The organism is Bradyrhizobium sp. USDA 4501 (genome assembly GCF_054062115.1).
The window spans coordinates 7,465,498-7,485,581 of the sequence record NZ_JBSSEX010000001.1; the positions used below are offsets into that span (position 1 = coordinate 7,465,498).

Consider the following 20,084-nt stretch of genomic DNA (forward strand, 5'->3'; position numbering starts at 1 on the left):
GCCTGCGAGGGAGACACCTCCATGGCAAGATTTGGCCCAATGCTTGGTCCGACCCCCGGCCTCGACGCCAACCGGCTCACACCATCCGAGCATCAGCTGCAGATGCGCCGTGCGGTGATCGCCTCTACCGTCGGGACCGCGATCGAGTGGTATGACTTCTTTCTCTACAGCACCGTCACCGGCCTGGTTTTCGCAAAACTGTTCTTTCCGCATTCCGATCCCTGGGTCGGCACGCTCGAGGCCTTCGCCATCTATGCGGTCGGCTTCGTCGCGCGGCCGATCGGGGCTGCGATCTTCGGGCACTATGGCGACCGCATCGGCCGCAAGTCGACGCTGATCGCGACGCTGCTGTTGATGGGACTGGCGACCGCGGCGGTCGCATTGGTGCCGACCTATTCCAGCATCGGCATCTGGGGCGCGGTGATCCTGACCGTGTTGCGCTTCATCCAGGGCGTCGGCGTCGGCGGCGAATGGGGCGGCTCGGTGCTGATGTCGATGGAATGGGCGCGCAACGATCGCTCCCGCGGCCTGATCGCGTCATGGCCGCAATTCGGCGTGCCCTGCGGACTGTTCCTCGCCAATCTCGCGGTGCTGGCTTTCAGCCAGATGTCGGGCGACCAGTTCCTGGCGTGGGGCTGGCGCATTCCGTTCGCGCTCAGCATCGTCCTGGTCGGTGTCGGCCTCTACATCCGGCTCGGCATTCTGGAAACGCCTGTGTTCAGCAAGCTGCTGGCCGAGCGTCAGCTCGACCGCACGCCGATGCTGACGGTGATCCGCGATCATCCGAAGGAGATCCTGCTGTCCGCCTTCGCGCGGATGTCCGAGCAGGCGCCGTTCTACATCTTCACCGCCTTCGTGTTCTCCTACGGCGTCGGAACGCTGCATGTGTCGCGTGACTTCCTGCTGACCGCGGTGCTCGCGGCCTCGGTGCTGTCGTTCGTCTCGATCCCGCTGTGCGGGCACATCTCCGATCAGATCGGCCGCAAGAACATGTACATGATCGGCGCTGCCGTGACCGGCGTGTTCGGCTTCATCTATTTCGCGATGCTTAACACCGGATCGGAAACGATCATCTTCCTTGCGATCTTCCTGTCGCTGATTCCGCACGACATGCAGTACGGCCCGCAGGCGGCCCTGATCGCAGAGAGCTTTACTGGTCGCCTGCGCTACAGCGGCGCCTCGCTCGGCTATCAGCTTGCTTCCGTGATCGCCGGCGGTCCGGCACCGCTGATCGCGACCTGGCTGTTCGGCACGTTCCATTCGGCGACCGCGATCGCGGCCTATATCGCGGCTTGCGCAATCATCACGTTGGTCGCGACCGCGATGATGACCGACTACACGGGCAGGGACATCAATGCGCCCGAGGCGCATCAGCAGCGGGTTTGAGTAGCAAGGGAGCAATCGATGATGAAGTGGCGAAAAGAATCCGCGCTCGATCTCTATAACCTCATCGCAGCGATTTTCCTGCTCGCTGCGCCGTGGCTGTTCGTGCGGGCCAATCCGACCGCGGCGATCGATCTCAGGATCAGCGGCGCGGCGATCGCGATCATGTCGCTGGCGGCGATCGTCGCGTTCTCGATCTGGGAAGAATGGATCAACCTGGTCGTCGGATGCTGGCTGATCGTCTCGCCCTGGCTGCTCGGCTTCACGCATACCCGCGCGATGCATTTTGCCATCGCCGCCGGCGCGGTGGTGGCATTCATGGCGCTGCTCGAACTGTGGCTCGAATACGAGAAGACGCATCTCGGCCCGGCGGCGCCGCAGGCCGCCGAAAGGCAGTAGGATCCGCCGCTGGCGAGACCAGGTGTGGCTCCTTGTCTTTAAGCATGACCTGCTCGGAAAACCGCTTCGCACTTTTCCGGATCATGCTCTAGCAGCCGCGGCAAATGCCCTTGATCTTGCGGTCGACGATCGCGTCCTCCTGATCGATGACCTGCTGCGATGTCGATGTCGTCGCCGGAACATCGGCGGCGCGCGGCTGGCGATGGCCGACCGGCGCCGACCACGGCCTGCTCGCGGTTTCGTTTGACGCGTAGGCGCGGGGCTGCTGGACCGCTGCCTGTGCGAAGCAAGCGGTCGCCATCGCCGCGGACATAATCGCAGCCAAGCCAAGCCGTACGCCGGGTCGTCGAAGATCGATCATGAAAATCTCCATGCCGTCATCGCCGCGTTTGCGCGCGGCCTTGATGACATGGAGTGCCCCGGTCGTTCCGGTATTCCCCGCTCCATCTGAAGTGATCAGGCGCTCGCGGCGCGGTGATCGCGCGTGATGAAATAATTTCGGGGCGCTCGCGGTCCTTGATCACAGGAGCCGAGCTAGGTCGGCTTCACCCACCGTACGGAGAAATCCCATGACCAAATTGACCCTCCCGGCGCTTGCGCTGGTTGCCGCAGCCGCCTGTTCGGCGCAGGCGTCGGCCGCCGGCAACAACGTTGCGGTGCGGCGCGCCAATGCTTCGATGACGACAACGACGGTCAGCAGCAAGACCACCGATTGCGTGCGCGCGCCGAAGGTTGGATCGTTCGCGACCGCTCCCTTCACCGAGCCGCCCTGCATGCCCGGCACGATGCGCTGATGGCGCACAGCAAAAAGCCCCGGACCTGAGGTCCGGGGCTTTGGGCCTTGCCTCGTTCCTGAGGCGGTTATTCCGGCTTGCCGATCGTCACCGCGAGCTTGCCGACGCCGTCGACACCGCATTCGAGCTTGTCGCCCACTTGCAGCTGCGAGACGCCCGCGGGCGTGCCGGTCATGATGATGTCGCCGGCGGCGAGCTTCACCTGCTGCGAGAGCTGCCAGATGATCTCAGGCACGTTCCAGATCAGTTCGGTGAGGTCGCCCTTCTGGGCTTCCTTGCCGTTGACGGTGAGCCAGATCTTGCCCGCGGTCGGGTGGCCGATCTTCGCGGCCGGCTGGATCGCCGAGCAGGGCGCGGAATAGTCGAACGACTTGCCGATCTCCCAGGGCCGCTCCTTCTTGCGCGAGGCGATCTGCAGGTCGCGACGGGTCAGGTCGATGCCGACGGCATAGCCGTAGACATGCTCGAGCGCTTTGTCGGCGGGAATGTTCAGCCCGCCGCTCTTCATCGCCACCACTAGCTCGACCTCGTGATGCAGGTCCTTGGTCAGCGGCGGATAGGGGATGATCGCGCCATCGGGCACCAGCATGTCGGCATGCTTGCCGAAGAAGAACGGCGGCGCGCGCTCGTCATTGCCCATCTCCCTGATATGCTCGAGATAGTTGCGGCCAACGCACCAGATGCGGCGGACCGGATAGGTGCCGGATTCGCCGACGACGGGAAGCGAGGGCTGCGGGGGAAGCGGAATGACGGTGGATGCGGCGTTCATGAACGGGTCCCGGAGGGTTGAAGGAGGGAGCGCGGGCGGTATTTACGCGCTTACGCCGCTCAGGGCTAGTGGCCGCGGCTGCATCCGGCGCAGAGGTGAGGCCAGCTTTCCGCCGAGCGCAGCCGCCTTTGGTCGACAAAGGCGGTGGTGTCCATGAGGAAATGGCTTTCGATCGGCCTGGTGCTGATCGTTGTGGTCCTGATCGCCGCCGCCGTTCGCTTTTTCACGGTCGTCCCGGAGCGGATCGACCGGGCGCAGAACAGGGTCCAGCGCGTGGCGCTGGATATCACGCCCGCCGCTACGGCCCTGCAGGCGTCGCTCGACGTGGCGGACATGCATGCGGACAGCCTGCTGTGGAAGCGCGACCTGATCGCGCGATCCGATCGCGGCCATATCGACCTGCCGCGCCTGATCGAGGGACACTACGCGCTGCAGGTGTTCTCGTCGGTCACCAAGTCGCCCAAGGGCCAGAACTATGATGCCAACGGCGCCGACACCGACACCATCACGAACCTCGCCATCATCGATCTGCAGCCGCCACGGACGTGGTTCTCGTTGCTGCAGCGCTCGCTGTGGCATGCAGAGAAATTGCGGAGCTTCGCCGAACAATCCACCGGGCGGCTGCGCCTGATCGCAACGCCGGCCGACCTCGACCGCCTGCTCGCCGACCGCAAGAGCGGCGCGACGGTAGTCGGCGGCATGCTCTCGATCGAGGGTTTGCAGGACATCGAGGGCAACATCGCCAATCTCGACGTGCTCTATGCCGCCGGATTCAGAATGGCCGGTCTCGCTCACTTCTTCGACAATGATGTCGCGGGCTCGATGCACGGCGTCGCAAAGGGCGGACTGACGCCGCTCGGCCGGCAGGTGGTGCAGCGGATGGAGGCGATGGGCATGATCGTCGACCTCGCGCATGCGAGCCACGCGGCGGTCGCCGAGGTGCTGGCGATGGCGACGCGCCCGGTGGTCTCGAGCCATGGCGGCGTTCAGGCGACCTGCAAGGTCAACCGCAACCTCACCGACGACGAAGTCCGGGGTGTCGCGCGGACCGGCGGCGTGGTCGGCATCGGTTTCTGGCAAGGCGCGGTCTGCTCGCTCGATCCGAACAATGTCGCGCGGGCGATCGCCCATGTCCGCGACCTGGTCGGGATCGACCATGTCGGCCTCGGCTCGGATTTCGACGGCTCGACCACCACGGGCTTCGATGCCGGCGGGATCGTCGCCGTGACCCAGGCGCTGATGTCGCGCGGGTTCTCGGAGGACGACATCCGCAAGGTGATGGGTGGCAATGTCCTGCGCGTGCTGCGCGCAGGCATTGCCCGGAGGGGATGACAGGCTCTAGCCGGTGGCGCTGATCGGCGCCAGCGCCAGCGGCGACGGGTCGTGGTGGTGCTGCAGGCGGAAGAACGAGGCGTAGCGGCCGCCGCGGCGCAGCAGCTCCTCGTGCCGTCCGCGCTCGACGATCTCGCCGCCCTCGACCACCAGGATCGCATCGGCATGCATGATGGTGTGCAGGCGGTGCGCGATCACGATTGTGGTGCGGCCCTGGCAGAGATGCTCGATCGCTTCCTGCACCTGCTTCTCGGACTCCGAGTCGAGCGCGGCGGTGGCCTCGTCGAGCAGGATGATCGGCGCGTTCTTGATCAGCGCGCGGGCGACCGCGATGCGCTGGCGTTGCCCGCCGGACAGCTGGGTGCCGTGCTCGCCGACCGGCGTGTCGTAGCCGAGCGGGAAGCTCATGATGAAGTCGTGCGCGCAGGCGGCCTTGGCGGCGTCGACGATCTCTTGCTCGGTGGCGCCCTGCTTGCCGAAGGCGATGTTGGCGCGGATGGTATCGCGGAACAGATAGACGTCCTGTCCGACATAGGCGGTCTGCTGCCGCAGCGACTTGCGCGACACTGACGAGATCGGCTGTCCGTCGATCAGGATGTCGCCCTCGCGCGTCTCGTAGAAACGAAGCAGCAAGGCCAGCACGGTGGATTTGCCGCCGCCGGAGGGGCCGACCAGCGCGGTCACCTTGCCGGGCTCGGCCACGAAGCTCATGCGGTTCAGCACCGGCTCGCCCGGCCGATAGGCGAAGCTGACGTCGCGCAGTTCGATCTGCGCCTCGGAGAGTTTCAGCGCAGGCTTGCCGTCATCGGACTGTTCGCTCGCCGGGCTATCGACCACCTCGAGCAGCATCCGCGCGCCGACCAGCTGGCTGTTGAGGTCGATGTTGAGCCGCGCCAGCCGCTTGGCCGGCTCGGTCGCCATCAGGAAGGCGGTCAGGAACGTGAAGAACTGGCCCGGCGTGGAACCGAGCGCCACCACGCTGTAGCCGCCATACATCAGGCAGCCGGCGACCGCGAAGCCGCCGAGCATTTCCATCAGCGGATTGGAACGGTTGGCGACGCGTGCCATCTTGTTGGCATTGCTCTCGACGGTTGCGATGTGCTCGTCGATCCGCTGCTGCATGGTGCCTTCCAGCGTGAACGCCTTCACGGTGCGGATGCCCTGCAGCGATTCCTGCATCGTCTCCATGATGTCGGCGGTGCCGGTGAACTGGTTGTAGGCGAGCCCCTTGATCCGCTTCACCAGCCTGCGCAGCATCAGCATCGCCGGCGGCACTGCCACGAGCCCGATGAACGACATCAGCGGGTCCTGCCAGACCATGACGGCGACCATGCTGATCAGCATCAGGAAGTCGCGGCCGATCGCGTTGACCAGCATGTTGAGTACGTCGGTGATCGACTTGGCGCCGGCGGTCAGCCGCGCCAGGAATTCCGACGAGTGCCGTTGCGAGAAGAAGCCGATGCTCTCGCTCATCAGCTTGGCGAATAGCTGCCGCTGGTTGCTGGCGAGGATGGCGTTGGAGATCTTGTTCAGGATCACCATGTGGCCGTAGGTCGCCACGCCCTTGATGAACAGCAGCACCACCGTGATCCCGGCGAACATCGCGATGCCGGGGATGTTCTTGTCGACATAGGCCTGGTTGATCACCTGGCCGAGCACGTAGGTGGCGCCGGCCGTCGAGCCGGCAGCAACGGCCATCAGGGCGAACGCTGTCAGATAGCGCCGCCAATAGGTAATCCCTTGTTCCATGACCAGGCGGCGAATCAGGATCGCCGCGCCATAGGGATCGTCGGTGATTTTCTTTGGAAACTGGGCCATCCGCGTTCCATTGACGGCGGGCAGCGCCGGCCGTCAGGGTTGCGGGACCTCCTTGCCCGCTTGGCGGGGCTTTTTCAAGCACAATAACTGCTTGATAACGGTTTGTTTTTTAGGCCGATTCCGCGTGTCGCGCGGAGCCGGCGCGCTCCCGGAACAGCTTCTCCTCCCAGGCCAGTGCGTGGCTCGCGATGGTCTCGAGATCATCGTAGCGCGGCGCCCAGTCGAGCAGTGAGCGGATCCTTGTCGTGTCGGCCACCATGGTCATGATGTCGCCGGGCCGGCGCGCGGCGTAGGCGACCGCGAAATTGCGCATCGAGACCCGGCGCACCGCCTCGATGGTTTCGAGCACGGAATAGCCGCGGCCATAACCGCAATTCATCGTCACCGATTGCCCGCCGGCGCGCAGATAGGACAGCGCCGAGCGATGCGCCTCGACGAGGTCGCTGACATGGATGAAATCCCTGATACAGCTGCCGTCCTGGGTCGGATAGTCGGTGCCGAACACGTCGATCTTGGCGCGCTGGCCGGTCGCGGCCTCGACCGCGATCTTGAGCAGATGGGTGGCGCCGATGGTGGCAAGGCCGACGCGGCCCTTCGGGTCGGCGCCGGCGACGTTGAAGTAGCGCAGCACGACGTAGCTCATGCCATGAGCGGACGCGACGTCGTGCAGCATGATCTCGGTCATCAGCTTCGACGAGCCGTAGGGCGACAGCGGACGCGTCGATGCGATCTCCGGCACCGGCACCTGGTCCGGATTGCCGTAGACGGCCGCGGTCGAGGAGAAGATGAAGCGGCCGACGCCGCCCTTCACCGCCGCGTTGAGCAGGCTGCGGGTCGTCATGGTGTTGTTGCGGTAGTAGCCGAGCGGATCGCGCATCGAGTCCGGCACCACGACGGAGCCCGCGAAATGGATGATGCTGTCGATGCCGTGCTGGGCGATCACGCCCTCGACGAGATTTTCGTCGCCGGCATCGCCGATGAACAGCGGCACGCCTTCGGGCAGGAACGCGGAGAAGCCGGTGGAAAGGTTGTCGACCACGACGACGCTCTCGCCGGCATCGACCAGCGCATGAACCATGTGACTTCCGATATAGCCGGCGCCGCCGGTCACGAGCACGGTCATGGATAGAGCTCTCCCGATGTTCTTTAACCGGTGATGCTAGCGGGAGTGCGGTGAAGAGGGGGTTTCGCCGCGGCCGAACTGGCCACTATGCTTAATGTTGCGTATAGGAACAGGCACGAAACGGAGACTTGAGTGCCGATCGAGAACACACCTGCCGGCGAGCTCGAGCTCATCGTGCCCAATCTGCACCGACGCTATTCGGGTGTTACCGCGACCAACCGCATGGTCGCGCCGAAGCTCGCCAAAATGTTTCGCGCAGCCTGGCTCGGCCCGCATCGGCCCGACGGCATCGACGCGATCGGATTTGCCGATCTCCTGCACCTGTGGCGGCGCGCATCGCCGCTGATCTGGCATGCGCGGCGCAACGACGAGATGATCGTCGGGCTCGCGCTGCGCGCGCTCGGTTGGCCGCTGAAACTGATCTTCACCTCGGCCGCGCAGCGCCATCACACCTGGCTGACGCGCTGGCTGATCCGCAACATGGATGCGATCATCGCCACCAGTCCGCTGTCGGCCTCCTATCTGAAGCGTGACGCGACAGTGGTGATGCACGGCGTCGACACCGATCGTTATGCGCCGCCGGCCGATCGCGCGGCAGCCTTCGCCGAGAGCGGACTGCCGGGACGCTATGCGATCGGCTGCTTCGGGCGGGTGCGCGCGCAGAAGGGCAGCGACGTCTTCGTCGAGGCGATGTGCAGGCTGCTGCCGCGCTATCCCGATTTCACCGCCGTCATCGTCGGCGCCGTGGTGCCGGAGCAACTGGCCTTTGCCAACGAGTTGAAGCGCAAGATCGCGGCCGCCGGCCTGCAATCGCGCATCATCATCACGGGCGAACTGCCGATCGAGGATGTCGTGCGCTGGTACCAGCGGCTGACGATCTACGCCTTCACCTCGCGCAATGAAGGTTTCGGCCTGACCCTGATCGAGGCGATGTCGGCAGGCGCGGCGCTGGTGGCGGCGCGCGCCGGCGCGGCCGAGTTCGTCGTCGAGGACGGCGTCACCGGCGTGCTGACGCCGCCTGGCGATGCCGACGCGCTGGTGGCCGCGCTCGAGCCGTTGATGCGCGATCCGGCAGCGGCCGCGGCGATGGGGGCGCGGGCGCGGCAACGAGTTGTGGATAAGTTCAGCCTCGATGCCGAGGCGAACGCGATCGCCAAGGTCTACCGCGCGCTGACCTGAGCCAGCACGCGCTGTGCAATCTCCACGACCTCTTCGGGTGCGATATCGCGCATGCAGCGATGATCGTTCATGGTGCAGACCGTGCGCTGGCACGGCTGGCACGACAGCTTGCTCCTGGTCTGCAGCACGGTCGCGGCGAGGCCGTTGAGGGGCGCCCAGAGATAAGGATCGGTCGGGCCGAAGATGCCCATGGTCGGCGTGCCGATTGCGGCGGCGATGTGCATCAGCCCGGAGTCGTTGGTCACAGCGACGCTGGCCGCGGCCATCGCAACGATGCCGTTGCGCAGATCGGTGCCGGTGAGGTCGCGGACCCGCGCGCCGCCGGCTGCCGTGATCTCCTGCGCCAGCGCCTTCTCGCCGGGGCCGCCGACCACCCAGACGTCGAAGCCGCGTTCGGCGAACAGGCGCGCCGCCTCCGGATAATAGGTCCAGCGTTTCGAGGCGCCGACCGAGCCGGGGCCGAGCGCGATGGCGGGACCGCGGCCGAGGCCGTTAGCCTGCCGCCAGCGTTCGATTTCGTCCGCGGGAACCCGAAGCTGCGGCGCCGGCCACTCCGGCGGGCGGGCAGTGCCGTCAGGCAGCGCCAGGATCGCGTTCTTGTCGATGAAGCGCGGCTGCTGCTTTTCTCCCCATCGCATCGCGTTGATCAGGCCGAACCGCACCTCGCCAAAGAAGCCCACCCGTTCCGGGATGCCCGCCAGCGCCGGTGCGAGAGCGGCCTTCCAGGTCCGCGGCAGCACCAGCGCGGTGGCGTAGTTCCGTCGGCGAAGCTCGGCCGCGAGCGCCTGCTGCTGGGCCAGCGCCAGCCGGCTGCGCGGCAGGTCGGACACGATCCCGGCGCGAACATCGGGCATATAATCGACCAAAGGGGCGCAAAGCCTGGATGTCAGAAGGTCGATCGGCCGGTTCGGCCAGCGCTTGCGGAGCACCCTGACCACGGTGTGGCCGCGCACGAAATCGCCGATCCAAACATAGGGCACGACGAGGATAGGTCTGGTATCCCCGGTATCCTGTGTTTCGATATCAGATATTGAATCAATATTCATTTCTAAATAGGCCAGGACCGGTCGGGCGCGGCCAAGTCGGTAACCGGTTCGCGATGAGAGGTAAAGCCGTCGTTGCCTGCGACGCGGGAGTGGGGCAAAGCTGACGGGCCGCAAAGGAATCTGGCGGGATTTCATCATGTTTCTGGTAACCGGGGGCGCCGGTTTTATCGGATCGAACGTCGTGGCCGCGTTGAACGACGCCGGGCGCAGCGACGTCGCGGTCTGCGATCTGCTTGGGCAGGACGGCAAGTGGCGGAACCTGGCCAAGCGCCAGCTTGCCGATGTCGTTCCGCCGGCCGAGCTTGGCGACTGGCTGAAGGGGCGGCGGCTCACCGCCGTGATCCATCTCGGCGCCATCTCCGAGACCACGGCAACCGACGGCGACTTGGTGATCGAGACCAATTTCCGTCTCTCGATGCGGCTGCTCGACTGGTGCACGGCAAATGCCACGCCGTTCCTCTATGCCTCCTCGGCCGCGACCTATGGCGACGGCGAACAGGGGTTTGACGATGACGCATCGGTCGAGGCGCTGAAGCGGTTGCGGCCGATGAACCTGTACGGCTGGAGCAAGAACCTGTTCGACCTTGCGGTCGCCGAGCGCGCGGCGAAGGGCGAGCCTCTGCCGCCGCAATGGGCCGGGCTGAAATTCTTCAACGTGTTCGGCCCCAATGAATATCACAAGGGCCCGATGATGAGCGTGCTCGCGCGCCGCTTCGACGACATCAAGGCGGGTCGCGTCGTGCAGCTGTTCAAGTCGCATTGCGAGGGCATCGCCGACGGCGATCAGCGCCGCGACTTCATCTATGTCGACGACGTCGTGCGGGTGATGATGTGGCTGATCGCGACGCCGCGGGTCTCCGGGCTGTTCAATGTCGGTACCGGCAAGGCGCGCAGCTTCAAGGACCTGATCGTCTCGGCCTATGGCGCGCTCGGGCTGCAGCCGAACATCCAGTATGTCGACATGCCCGAGCAGATTCGCGGCAGCTACCAGTACTTCACCCAGAGCGTAGTCGATCGTCTCGGGCGCGCCGGATACAATGGCGGCTTCACTCGCCTGGAAGACGCAGTCGGGGCCTATGTGAAGGGCTTTCTCGATCGCGCGGATCGCTATCGCTAGAGCGGATGACGGTGACTGATGTTCGATTTTGAAGCGATCTCGCGTGCGATGTCCGGCCAGACCGTGCTGTGCGTCGGCGACCTCATGCTCGACGAGTTCGTCTACGGCGAGGTGTCGCGAATCTCGCCGGAGGCGCCGGCGCCGGTGATCGCGGTCAGGCGCAGCGAGACCAATATCGGCGGCGCCGGCAACGTCGCGCGCAACATCGCCGCGCTTGGCGGGCGCTGCATCTTCGTCGGCCTGATCGGCGAGGACGCCGCCGGCGCGGTGCTGGCCGAGGCGCTGGCGAAGGAGCCAGCTATCGAGACCGTGCTGGTGCGCGACGCCGCCCGTCCGACCACGCGCAAGGTGCGCTTCGTCTCCGAGCAATTCTCGACCCACATGCTGCGCTCCGACTGGGAGTTCGCCGCGCCGGCCGCGCCGGCCATCGAGCAGCAGCTGATCGATGCGATCCTGCCGCGGCTTGCGCGGGCCGACATCGTGCTGCTGTCGGATTACGCCAAGGGCGTGCTCACCGCGCGGGTGATCCGCAATGTGATCGACGCGGCGCGCCAGGCGCAAAAGCGCGTCATCGTCGACCCCAAGAGCGCCAATCTCGCGATCTATCGCGGGGCGACCGTGCTGACGCCGAACCGCAAGGAATTCGCCGAGGCGACCCGCAGCCGCGCCGACAGCCAGGACAGCATCGCGCAGGCCGCGCCCGATGCGATGTACCTCGCGGATTGCGAGGCGATGCTGGTGACGCAGGGCGAGCGCGGCATGACGCTGGTGACGCGGGGCGGCGGTTCGATCCATGTGCCGGCGCTGCCGGTCAAGGTACGCGACGTCTCCGGCGCCGGCGATACCGTTGCCGCGGCGCTGGCGCTGGCGCTGGCGGGCGGCGCCGACTGGGAAGGCGCGCTGCGGATCGCGAGCGCGGCGGCGGCGGTTGCGGTCGGCAAGACCGGTACCGCGATCGTCAAGTCCGCCGAATTGCGCCGAAGGATCCTGCCGCACGCTTCGCTGGCGGCCGAGGAGAAGATCGTCCCGGCCGGCGGCGACATCGATGCATGCCTCGAGGAGTGGCGCAGGCAGGATCTGCGCATCGGCTTCACCAATGGCTGCTTCGACATCCTGCATCCCGGCCACGTCAAGGTGCTGACCGCCGCGCGCGGCGCCTGTGATCGCCTCGTCGTCGGGCTGAACAGCGACGCCTCGGTGAAGCGGCTGAAGGGCGAGGGGCGTCCGGTGCAGAACGAGCGCGCCCGCGCCGAGGTGCTGGCGGCGCTGGAAGCCGTCGACCTCGTCGCGATCTTCGAGGAGGACACGCCGATCAATCTGATCACGCAGGTGCGGCCGAGCGTGCTGGTCAAGGGCGGCGACTATACCCGAGAGCAGGTGGTCGGCCACGAGATCGTCGAAGCCGCCGGCGGCGAGGTGATGCTGGTCGAGATCCTGCCCGGCCACAGCACGACGTCGCTGGTTGCGCGGGCCCGTGAGGGCAAGGCGTGAGCGCAAGCATGGCATCCCCGGCAGGCGCCGCGGCGTGTCCGGCCTGGCGCGATCCGGCGCGCTGGCAGACCGCGACCGATGTGGTCGCGGTCCTGATCGCGCTGTCGCTGCCGTGGTCGACCTCGCTGGTCGGCATCTTCGGCGTGGTGCTGCTGATCGCGATTGCGCCGACGGTCGATCTGAAGGCGTTCTGGGCGCTGCTGAAGCGGCCGATCTGCCTGGCGCCAGTCGCGTTGTTTTGCCTCGCGCTTGTCGGCACGCTCTGGTCGGACGCGGCCTGGGGCGCGCGATTCTACGCGGTCGGGCCGACCGCAAAGCTCCTCGTGCTGCCGGTCCTGCTCTATCATTTTCAGCGCTCGGCCCGCGGGACCTGGGTGTTCGTCGCTTTCCTGGTCTCCTGCACGCTGTTGATGCTGATGTCCTGGCTGGTGCTTGCCTATCCGCACCTCGCGCTGAGGGCGCCTGCGCCGGGTGAGCAGGGAGTTTTCGTCAAGAACTACATCGACCAGAGCCAGGAATTCACCTTGTGCGCGGTCGCGCTGGCCTATCCGGTCGTGATGCTGCTGCGGGCCAAACGCATCCTGCCGGCCATGTTGCTGATTGCGATTGCGCTCAGCCTGTTCGCCAACATGGCGATGGTGGTGGTGTCGCGGACTGCATTGGTGACGGTTCCGATTATGTTCGCGGTGTTTGCGCTGCTCCATCTGCGCTGGCGCAGCATCGTCCTGATCCTTTGCGCGGCCGCTGCGTTAGCCGTGGTGGCGTGGTATGGCTCGCCGCAATTGCGCTCGACGGCCGAGTCATTCCAGCGCGACTACAAGCTCTACATGCAGCGCAACGAGCCGACCTCGGTCGGTCTGCGGCTCGAATTCTGGCGAAAGTCGCTCGGCTTCTTCGCCGAGGCCCCGGTCATCGGCCATGGCACCGGAGCGACCCGGGGCCTATTCGAGCGCGTGGCAACGGGTGGTGTGACCCAGGCCTCCGGCGAGGTGATCGGCAACCCTCACAATCAAACGTTGAACGTCGCCGTGCAGTGGGGCATTGTGGGTGTGGCGATCCTGTATGCGATGTGGCTGCTGCACCTCTTGCTGTTCCGCGGCGACGGCCTCGTCAACTGGATCGGGCTTCTCGTCGTGGTACAGAATATTACGAGTTCGTTGTTTAATTCACACATCTTCGACTTTCACGAAGGCTGGATGTATGTACTGGGCGTCGGGGTCGCGGGCGGCATGGCGTTGAAGGGGCAATTGCGGGCCGATATGGAACCCGAACCTCCTGCTCATCCATGATCGCTGGCAAGGGCGCTGCAGATACGCTATCAGCCTGCCAAATGTCTCACCGCAAACTCCCAGTTGCCGGCAACCCGTCCGTTAGATGACGCGTCTTTCACAATTTACCCTGCGCAACTTCCTGATTTTGCTGCATGACGCGCTCGCGACGACGTTTGCGTTGCTGGCGAGCTTCTATCTGCGTTTTGAGGGCAGCCTCCTTACCGATCGACTGCCGCATCTGCTGCTGATTCTGCCCTGGTTCGTGCTGTTCAGCGTTTTCGTCAGCTATTTCTCCAATCTGACCACGGCGAAATGGCGCTTCACCTCGCTGCCGGACGCGGTGAATATCCTGCGGGTCGCAGCCGTGCTGACGCTGGCACTGGTCGTGCTGGACTACGTCTACTTCTTCACCGGAACGAATTCGCAAAGCCCGGTGTTCCTCGGCCGGGTCACGATCATCCTGTTCTTCTTCCTCGAGGTGTTCGCGCTGAGCGCGTTGCGCCTCGGCTACCGCTATTTCCGCTATTCGCGCACGCGGCTGCATGCTCGATCAGACAATGCCGCGTCGGCGCTGCTGGTCGGACGTACGGCCGATGCCGAAGTCGTGCTGCGCGGCATCGAGAATGGCGCCATCAAGCGGCTCTGGCCGGTCGGCGTGCTCTCGCCGTCGGACGCCGACCGCGGCCAGATGATCCGCAACATTCCCGTGGTCGGCGGCGTCGACGACATCGAGGCCGTGATTCGGGATTTCGAGACCCGCCAGCGGCCGATCAAGCGCGTGGTCATGACACCGTCGGCCTTCGAACCCGAAGCGCATCCGGAAAGCGTGCTGATGCGCGCCAGGCGGCTCGGCGTGATGGTCAGTCGCCTGCCGTCGCTGGAGGGCGGCGACGCGCCGCGACTGACCAACGTCGCGGTCGAGGACCTGCTGCTGCGCCCAAGCCAGAAGATCGACTACGCGCGGCTCGAGACGCTGGTGAGGGGCAAGTCCGTCATCGTCACCGGCGGCGGCGGCTCGATCGGTGCCGAAATCTGCGAACGGGTCGCGACCTTCGGCGCCGCGCGCCTCCTGGTCGTGGAGAATTCCGAGCCGGCGCTCTATGCGGTCACCGAGGCGCTGTCCGCGCGCGACTCCGGCCCCGAGATCGAGGGCCGGATCGCCGATATCCGAGATCGCGAGCGCATCACGCGGTTGATGAGCGAGTTCAAGCCCGACATCGTGTTCCATGCCGCGGCGCTCAAGCATGTGCCGATCCTGGAGCGCGACTGGAGCGAAGGGGTCAAGACCAACATCTTCGGGTCGGTGAACGTGGCCGACGCCGCGCATGCCGCGGGCGCGAGCGCGATGGTGATGATCTCGACCGACAAGGCGATCGAGCCGGTGTCGATGCTGGGCCTGACCAAGCGGTTCGCCGAGATGTATTGCCAGGCGCTGGACCATGACCTGATGACCGAGGCAAAGGGCAAGCCGCACATGCGGCTGATCTCGGTGCGGTTCGGCAATGTGCTGGCGTCCAACGGATCGGTGGTGCCGAAATTCAAGGCGCAGATCGAGGCCGGCGGACCGATCACGGTGACCCATCCGGACATGGTTCGCTACTTCATGACGATCCGCGAGGCCTGCGATCTCGTGATCACCGCGGCGACGCACGCCGTGACGCCGGCGCGGCCTGACGTCTCTGTCTATGTGCTGAACATGGGGCAACCGGTGAAGATCGTCGATCTCGCCGAGCGGATGATCCGTCTGTCGGGCCTGCAACCCGGCGTCGACGTCGAGATCGTATTCAGCGGCATCCGCCCCGGCGAGCGGCTGAACGAGATCCTGTTCGCAAGCCAGGAGCCGACGCTCGAGATCGGGGTCGCCGGCGTCATGGCGGCCAAGCCGAACCAGCCTCCGATGTCGACGCTGCGCAAGTGGCTCGCGGCGCTGGAGGATGCGATCGAGAGAGATGACCGTGTGACCATCCGCGCCGTCCTTCAGGACGCCGTGCCCGAGTTCGGATCGAATGCCGCCTGACCGCGCCGTTCTGCGGACGCCGAGACAGGACCGTTTCGAAAGCCATTGATGCGTAGTTCTCGAAAAGTCGTGGTCGTCAGCCAGCACTATCCGCCGGACCACAGCACGACCGCCGCGATCATGTCTGCGATCGCCGAACGGATCGCGCAGGAGTCGGAGGTGATGGTGGTCTCCGGGATGCCGGGCTCGGCGCGGGCGCCGGCGCCCGGGCGTCCCGCCGTCGTCGAGATCAGGAACTGGCTGCCGGGAAAGGCGGCGCTGATCAAGCGCGCGCTGGCTGAGGCGCTGTTCACCGGCCGGATCTTTTTTGCGCTGTTGTCGCGCCTGAAGCGGGGCGACGTTGCGCTGACGGTGACCGCTCCCTTCGCGCTGCCCTATGCGGTTGCCGCCGCGGCAAGGTTGAAGGGGGCCAAGTCGGCGCTGATCCTGCACGACCTGTTTCCCGATGTGCTGGTGATGGCCGGGCTGCTGCGGCCGTCCTCGCTGGTCGCGCGGGCGATGCGCGCGATCAACGCGCTGATGTTCCGCGCCCTGAACGCTGTCATCGTGATCGGCCGCGACGCCGAGAAGCTGCTGCTGCGCTATGGCGGAATGACACAGGACAAGATCAGGTTCATCCCGAACTGGGCCACGCTCGCGCCCGGCGACCGTCCCGTGAGCCCCGAAAATCCGTTTCGCAAGGCCATCGCCGCGCGCTTCGTCGTCGGGCTGTCCGGCAATCTCGGCTTCACCCACGATCCGGACATCGTGTTCGAGGCCGCGCGGCTGTTGCGTGACGAAGGCGAGATCCATTTTCTGCTCTCGGGATGGGGCATCGGCTTCGCGCGGCTCAAGGAGCTGCGGGCCACCGCGCGGCTTGCCAACGTTACGCTGGTCGACCGCGTCGCGGACAGCGAGCTGGATGCGCTGCTCTCCAGCGCAGACGTCTGGCTCATTCCCTATCGCAAGGACGTCGCCGGCGTGTCGGTGCCGAGCCGGTTCTACAATCTGCTCGCTGCCGGCCGGCCCGTCATTCTCGTCTCCGAGCCCGAGGCCGAGGCTGCGCTCACCGTCAGCGAAAACCGGCTCGGTTGGGTCGTCACGCCGGGAAGGCCCGATCAACTCGCCGAAGCCATCCGCCAGGCGTCGCGATCGCAGGACGCCGCGATGGCCGAGCGCGCCGTCGCGACCGCGCGGAACTTCAGTCCCGAGCGGGCGCTCGCGAGCTACGCTGCGCTGGTCCGGGAGCTGCTATCCAATCGCGATGTGGAGCGGACGGTATGAATAATGGTCACCGGACGGTTCTGGTCACGGGCGCCAGCGGCTTTGTCGGCCGCCATGTGGTGCCCGCGCTGGCGCGCAGCGGCTGGGTGGTGCGACGCGCGGTGCGAACTCCACCGCGCGATGCAAACGACGTGATGATCGGCTCGCTCAGTCCCGCCACCGATTGGCGCGCCGCGCTCGACGGGGTGGAGGCGGTTGTGCATCTTGCGGCCCGCGTTCATCAGCAGTCCGACGAACGCGCGATCGAGCTCTATCGCAACGTCAATATCGAGGGCACGCTGCATTTGGCGCGGTCCGCGGCCGCTGCGGGCATTCGCGATTTCATTTTCGTCAGCACGATCCTGGTGCATGGGCGCAGCAATTACGGGCGTCCTCCGTTTCGCGAGGACGATGTCCTGACGCCGCGCGGCCTCTACGGAAACTCGAAGGCGGCCGCCGAGGTCGGCTTGAAGGAAATTGTGCCGGGCAGCGGCATGAGGGTGACCGTCATCAGGCCGCCGCTAATCTACGGGGCCGGTGCGAAGGGAAATTTCGCCCTGCTCAAGCGCGCGGTGCTCAATGGCTTGCCGCTACCGCTCGCTTATGTGAAGAATCGCCGCGCGTTCGTGTCGGCGGAAAACCTCGCGTCGTTCATCTTGCACCGGTTGTCGCACCCGGGAGATGATTTCGACGTGTTCCTGGTGGCTGACCGCGAGCAAGTCTCGACGCGGGAATTCGTCGAGCGTCTGGCCCGGGCGGCGGACACCTCGCCGCGTCTGTTCTGGCTGCCGCCGCTGCTGTTGAAGATGGCGCTCGGGATCAGCGGCCGCAAGGAAGCCTATGACAGCCTGTTCGCCTCGCTCGAGCTCGATCTTTCCAAGATCGCGGGCACCGGATGGCAGCAGCCGATCAGCCTCGACGAGGGGCTGCGGCGCGCGCTGCGTCAAATGGACAGCTGAGGCGATCAGAGCGGTCGGGAGAACCGCCGCAGCTGCCAGGCGACGGCGAGCGCGCCGGCCAGCAGCAGCGCGATGTCCGCAGTGAGCGAATTGAGGGCGACCGAGGTGAATGCGAGCAGCGCCAGCACCGCGTTCAGCGCAAACACCTCGCCGACGACGCGCCACACCGTGAATCTATTGTCGGTCGCGCGCTGGTAGAAGTGCGAGCGATGCGCGGCCCAGAACGGCTCGCGCCGCGCCATGCGGCGAAACAGCGTGACTGTCGCATCCGTCAAATAATACAGCGGCAGCAGCAGCGCGGCGGCGAACTGCCGGTGCAGGGCGAGCTCGAGCAGGCACCAGCCGAGCAGCAGGCCGATCGGCAGGCTGCCGACATCGCCGAGGAATATCCTTGCGACCGGTCGGTTGAACGGCGCGAAGCCGAGCAGCGCGCCGCACAGCGCTGCCGCGACCAGCGCGGGAGCTGCGGGGAGATAGCCGAAGCTGCCGAGCAGGGCGATCGCCACGGTGATCGGCACGGCCTCGGCCGCGGTCATCAGGTCGAGCCCGTCCATGAAGTTGACGAGGTTCACGAACCAGAGGCCGGCGATCAGCAGCAGGCCGCGTTCGAGCCAGACCGGGCCGGCCGGAACCAGCCTGAGACCATCAGGCGCGGAAAACACCACGGCCGCAACGGCGGCGGCCTGCAGCAGCAGCCGCGGGACGACGGGCAGCGAGCGGATGTCGTCGGCAAAACCCACCACCGCGATGAACAGGCAGGCCGCGAACACGATGAAGGGAATCGTCAGGTTCTGCGATCCGGCCAGGACGATGACGATTCCGCCCGCCAGCAGCGTCGCCGCCGTGACCGCGATGCCGGCACCCTGCGGCGTTGGAATACGGTGCGACGAGCGCGCATTCGGCTTCGCCAGCGCCACACGCAGCAGCAGCGGCCGCGTCGCCTGGATCAGGACAGCCGAGATCGACGCAGCCAGAACCGCCGCGATCAATGACAGGAGGATTTCGAAAGCGCTCATTCTGGTCCGGCTATTGCGATCCCGGGACTCGCGATTGCGATCCCGGGACTTCGATCGGTTCTGTGCCCTTGGCGGCCTTTTCCGGGCTCAGGATCCAGACCAGGCCGCCAAACACGCCAACCACGAACGATACCGCGCCGAACAACAGCGAGATGTTGACGCCCTCATTGGCGATCAATCCGGCATAGCCGAAGGCCAGCGCCATCGTGGCCTCGCGTACGCCCCAGCCCGCGATCGAGATCGGCATCATCGTGATCAGCATCACCGGCGGCAACAACTGGAAGATCTGGCCGAAGGTGACGGGGGCCGTGATCGACTTCACTACGCACCAGGCGATCACGACGGTCACGACGTGAATGGCGATCGAGAGAATTGCGACCCTCAATCCGTGCTTGCGGCTGAACAACACCCGGTTCGCGATGACCGCGCAGGCGTGGATGTGATGCGTCGCCCACCATTGCTTCAGCCAGGCCCACGGCAACACGCCGATCAGCAGGAAGCCAAATCCGGCCGCGAGTGCGGCGAGGTCGAGAAGCAGCAACGCCATCCAGCCGTGGGAATCGGAAATCAGCCGATAGCTCCAGGGCAGGGTGGCGGCGATGACGACGGCGAGGGCGATCAGTCCGATCGCGCGATCGACGAAAATGGAATAGGTGGCTGCGCGCCAGCCCGCACCGGCGCGCGCGACGAGCCAAAGCCGGACCGCGTCGCCGCCGATCGAGGACGGCAGTGTCTGGTTGAAGAAGGTGCCGATCACGTTGAAGCGCATGGCCTGGCCTGTCTCCAGCGGGGCTCCGCACTCCACGCTGATCTCCCGCCAGCGCAACACCCCGAGGAAGATCTGCAGGAACGTGACCGCGATCGCGAGGCCGAGCCAGCCCAGGCTCTCGACCTGGATACGGGAGGCAAGGTCGTACAGATTGACCTTGCGCAGCGAGAAATAGAGCAGCGCTGCCGAGATCAGGATCTTGACGGTCGAAAGCAGGATTCGGCGCATTTCCGTTCGGCTGCCAGGTTTCAGAATGTGTCAAAAACAGCGCAAAACGCTTTCGCGCGCCCAAATTCGCCGCCTTGGTATGGTTTCCGCGCCGATCTGGCAATACCCGTACTGGTCCCTATTGCGGCAGG

Annotated in this window: 18 protein-coding genes; 11 read left to right on the plus strand and 7 right to left on the minus strand. The window is 65.8% G+C overall.

What is annotated here, in order from left to right; genetic code table 11:
* Nucleotides 1-21 precede the first annotated feature (21 nt).
* Nucleotides 22-1,386 (plus strand): MFS transporter, encoded by a 1,365-nt coding sequence (locus ACVWZM_RS34410; RefSeq protein WP_253589825.1) that lies wholly within the window; start codon nucleotides 22-24, stop codon nucleotides 1,384-1,386.
* An 18-nt stretch (nucleotides 1,387-1,404) separates the two neighbouring features.
* Nucleotides 1,405-1,782: an SPW repeat protein gene (locus ACVWZM_RS34415; RefSeq protein ID WP_456855700.1), complete on the plus strand. Its 378-nt coding sequence runs from the start codon at nucleotides 1,405-1,407 to the stop codon at nucleotides 1,780-1,782.
* Nucleotides 1,783-1,870: 88 nt separating this feature from the next.
* Here the strand turns inward: ACVWZM_RS34415 and ACVWZM_RS34420 are convergent, their stop codons facing one another.
* The gene (locus ACVWZM_RS34420; protein WP_143029774.1) at nucleotides 1,871-2,143 is read right to left on the minus strand and encodes a hypothetical protein; all 273 of its coding nucleotides are present in this window, start codon (nucleotides 2,141-2,143) and stop codon (nucleotides 1,871-1,873) included.
* A 208-nt stretch (nucleotides 2,144-2,351) separates the two neighbouring features.
* Between ACVWZM_RS34420 and ACVWZM_RS34425 the strand changes: the two genes are divergently transcribed.
* Nucleotides 2,352-2,576 (plus strand): hypothetical protein, encoded by a 225-nt coding sequence (locus ACVWZM_RS34425; protein ID WP_456855701.1) that lies wholly within the window; start codon nucleotides 2,352-2,354, stop codon nucleotides 2,574-2,576.
* Between the two features lie 67 nt (nucleotides 2,577-2,643).
* Here the strand turns inward: ACVWZM_RS34425 and ACVWZM_RS34430 are convergent, their stop codons facing one another.
* Entirely contained in the window at nucleotides 2,644-3,345 is a 702-nt protein-coding gene (locus ACVWZM_RS34430; protein ID WP_076825777.1) for a fumarylacetoacetate hydrolase family protein, read from the minus strand.
* 153 nt (nucleotides 3,346-3,498) lie between these two features.
* Here ACVWZM_RS34430 and ACVWZM_RS34435 point away from each other — a divergent pair, with 153 nt between their 5' ends.
* Complete coding sequence (locus ACVWZM_RS34435; protein ID WP_456855702.1) at nucleotides 3,499-4,677, plus strand: dipeptidase; 1,179 nt, start codon at nucleotides 3,499-3,501, stop codon at nucleotides 4,675-4,677.
* 6 nt (nucleotides 4,678-4,683) lie between these two features.
* Here ACVWZM_RS34435 and ACVWZM_RS34440 read toward each other — a convergent pair whose 3' ends face one another.
* Both ACVWZM_RS34440 and galE read right to left on the minus strand, forming a co-directional pair.
* On the minus strand, nucleotides 4,684-6,495 hold the full coding sequence (locus ACVWZM_RS34440) for an ABC transporter ATP-binding protein (RefSeq protein WP_057016717.1): 1,812 nt from the start codon (nucleotides 6,493-6,495) through the stop codon (nucleotides 4,684-4,686).
* A gap of 109 nt (nucleotides 6,496-6,604) precedes the next feature.
* Complete coding sequence (gene galE, locus ACVWZM_RS34445) at nucleotides 6,605-7,618, minus strand: UDP-glucose 4-epimerase GalE (protein WP_456855703.1); 1,014 nt, start codon at nucleotides 7,616-7,618, stop codon at nucleotides 6,605-6,607.
* Nucleotides 7,619-7,756: 138 nt separating this feature from the next.
* On the opposite strand from galE, the gene ACVWZM_RS34450 reads away from it, so the two are divergent.
* Nucleotides 7,757-8,797 (plus strand): glycosyltransferase family 4 protein, encoded by a 1,041-nt coding sequence (locus tag ACVWZM_RS34450; RefSeq protein ID WP_456856821.1) that lies wholly within the window; start codon nucleotides 7,757-7,759, stop codon nucleotides 8,795-8,797.
* On the opposite strand, the gene waaF is transcribed toward ACVWZM_RS34450, so the two are convergent.
* A complete protein-coding gene (waaF, locus tag ACVWZM_RS34455; RefSeq protein WP_456855704.1) occupies nucleotides 8,779-9,843 on the minus strand; it encodes a lipopolysaccharide heptosyltransferase II in 1,065 nt (354 codons plus the stop codon). The two genes, ACVWZM_RS34450 and waaF, sit on opposite strands and share 19 nt — an antisense overlap.
* A 136-nt stretch (nucleotides 9,844-9,979) precedes the next feature.
* Between waaF and rfaD the strand changes: the two genes are divergently transcribed.
* The 6 genes from rfaD to ACVWZM_RS34485 all read left to right on the plus strand — a co-directional run bounded on the left by rfaD (nucleotide 9,980) and on the right by ACVWZM_RS34485 (nucleotide 17,940).
* Nucleotides 9,980-10,960 carry an ADP-glyceromanno-heptose 6-epimerase gene (gene rfaD, locus ACVWZM_RS34460; protein WP_253589831.1) on the plus strand — a complete coding sequence of 327 codons (981 nt, stop codon included), beginning with the start codon at nucleotides 9,980-9,982 and terminating at the stop codon, nucleotides 10,958-10,960.
* A gap of 18 nt (nucleotides 10,961-10,978) precedes the next feature.
* Nucleotides 10,979-12,451, plus strand: coding sequence for a D-glycero-beta-D-manno-heptose-7-phosphate kinase (rfaE1, locus tag ACVWZM_RS34465; protein ID WP_456855705.1), 1,473 nt, complete (start codon nucleotides 10,979-10,981; stop codon nucleotides 12,449-12,451).
* 8 nt (nucleotides 12,452-12,459) lie between these two features.
* Complete coding sequence (locus tag ACVWZM_RS34470; RefSeq protein WP_456855706.1) at nucleotides 12,460-13,740, plus strand: O-antigen ligase family protein; 1,281 nt, start codon at nucleotides 12,460-12,462, stop codon at nucleotides 13,738-13,740.
* Between the two features lie 85 nt (nucleotides 13,741-13,825).
* The gene (locus ACVWZM_RS34475; protein WP_141340692.1) at nucleotides 13,826-15,739 is read left to right on the plus strand and encodes a nucleoside-diphosphate sugar epimerase/dehydratase; all 1,914 of its coding nucleotides are present in this window, start codon (nucleotides 13,826-13,828) and stop codon (nucleotides 15,737-15,739) included.
* Nucleotides 15,740-15,787: 48 nt separating this feature from the next.
* Nucleotides 15,788-17,002, plus strand: a complete 1,215-nt coding sequence (locus tag ACVWZM_RS34480) for a glycosyltransferase family 4 protein (RefSeq protein ID WP_253589834.1) — start codon at nucleotides 15,788-15,790, stop codon at nucleotides 17,000-17,002.
* Nucleotides 16,999-17,940 (plus strand): NAD-dependent epimerase/dehydratase family protein, encoded by a 942-nt coding sequence (locus tag ACVWZM_RS34485; RefSeq protein WP_225644518.1) that lies wholly within the window; start codon nucleotides 16,999-17,001, stop codon nucleotides 17,938-17,940. The genes ACVWZM_RS34480 and ACVWZM_RS34485 overlap by 4 nt, the downstream gene beginning before the upstream one ends.
* A 5-nt stretch (nucleotides 17,941-17,945) precedes the next feature.
* Here ACVWZM_RS34485 and ACVWZM_RS34490 read toward each other — a convergent pair whose 3' ends face one another.
* Both ACVWZM_RS34490 and ACVWZM_RS34495 read right to left on the minus strand, forming a co-directional pair.
* The gene (locus ACVWZM_RS34490; RefSeq protein WP_225644519.1) at nucleotides 17,946-18,956 is read right to left on the minus strand and encodes an MraY family glycosyltransferase; all 1,011 of its coding nucleotides are present in this window, start codon (nucleotides 18,954-18,956) and stop codon (nucleotides 17,946-17,948) included.
* A gap of 10 nt (nucleotides 18,957-18,966) precedes the next feature.
* Entirely contained in the window at nucleotides 18,967-19,953 is a 987-nt protein-coding gene (locus ACVWZM_RS34495; RefSeq protein ID WP_253589835.1) for a lysylphosphatidylglycerol synthase transmembrane domain-containing protein, read from the minus strand.
* Nucleotides 19,954-20,084: the final 131 nt, after the last annotated feature.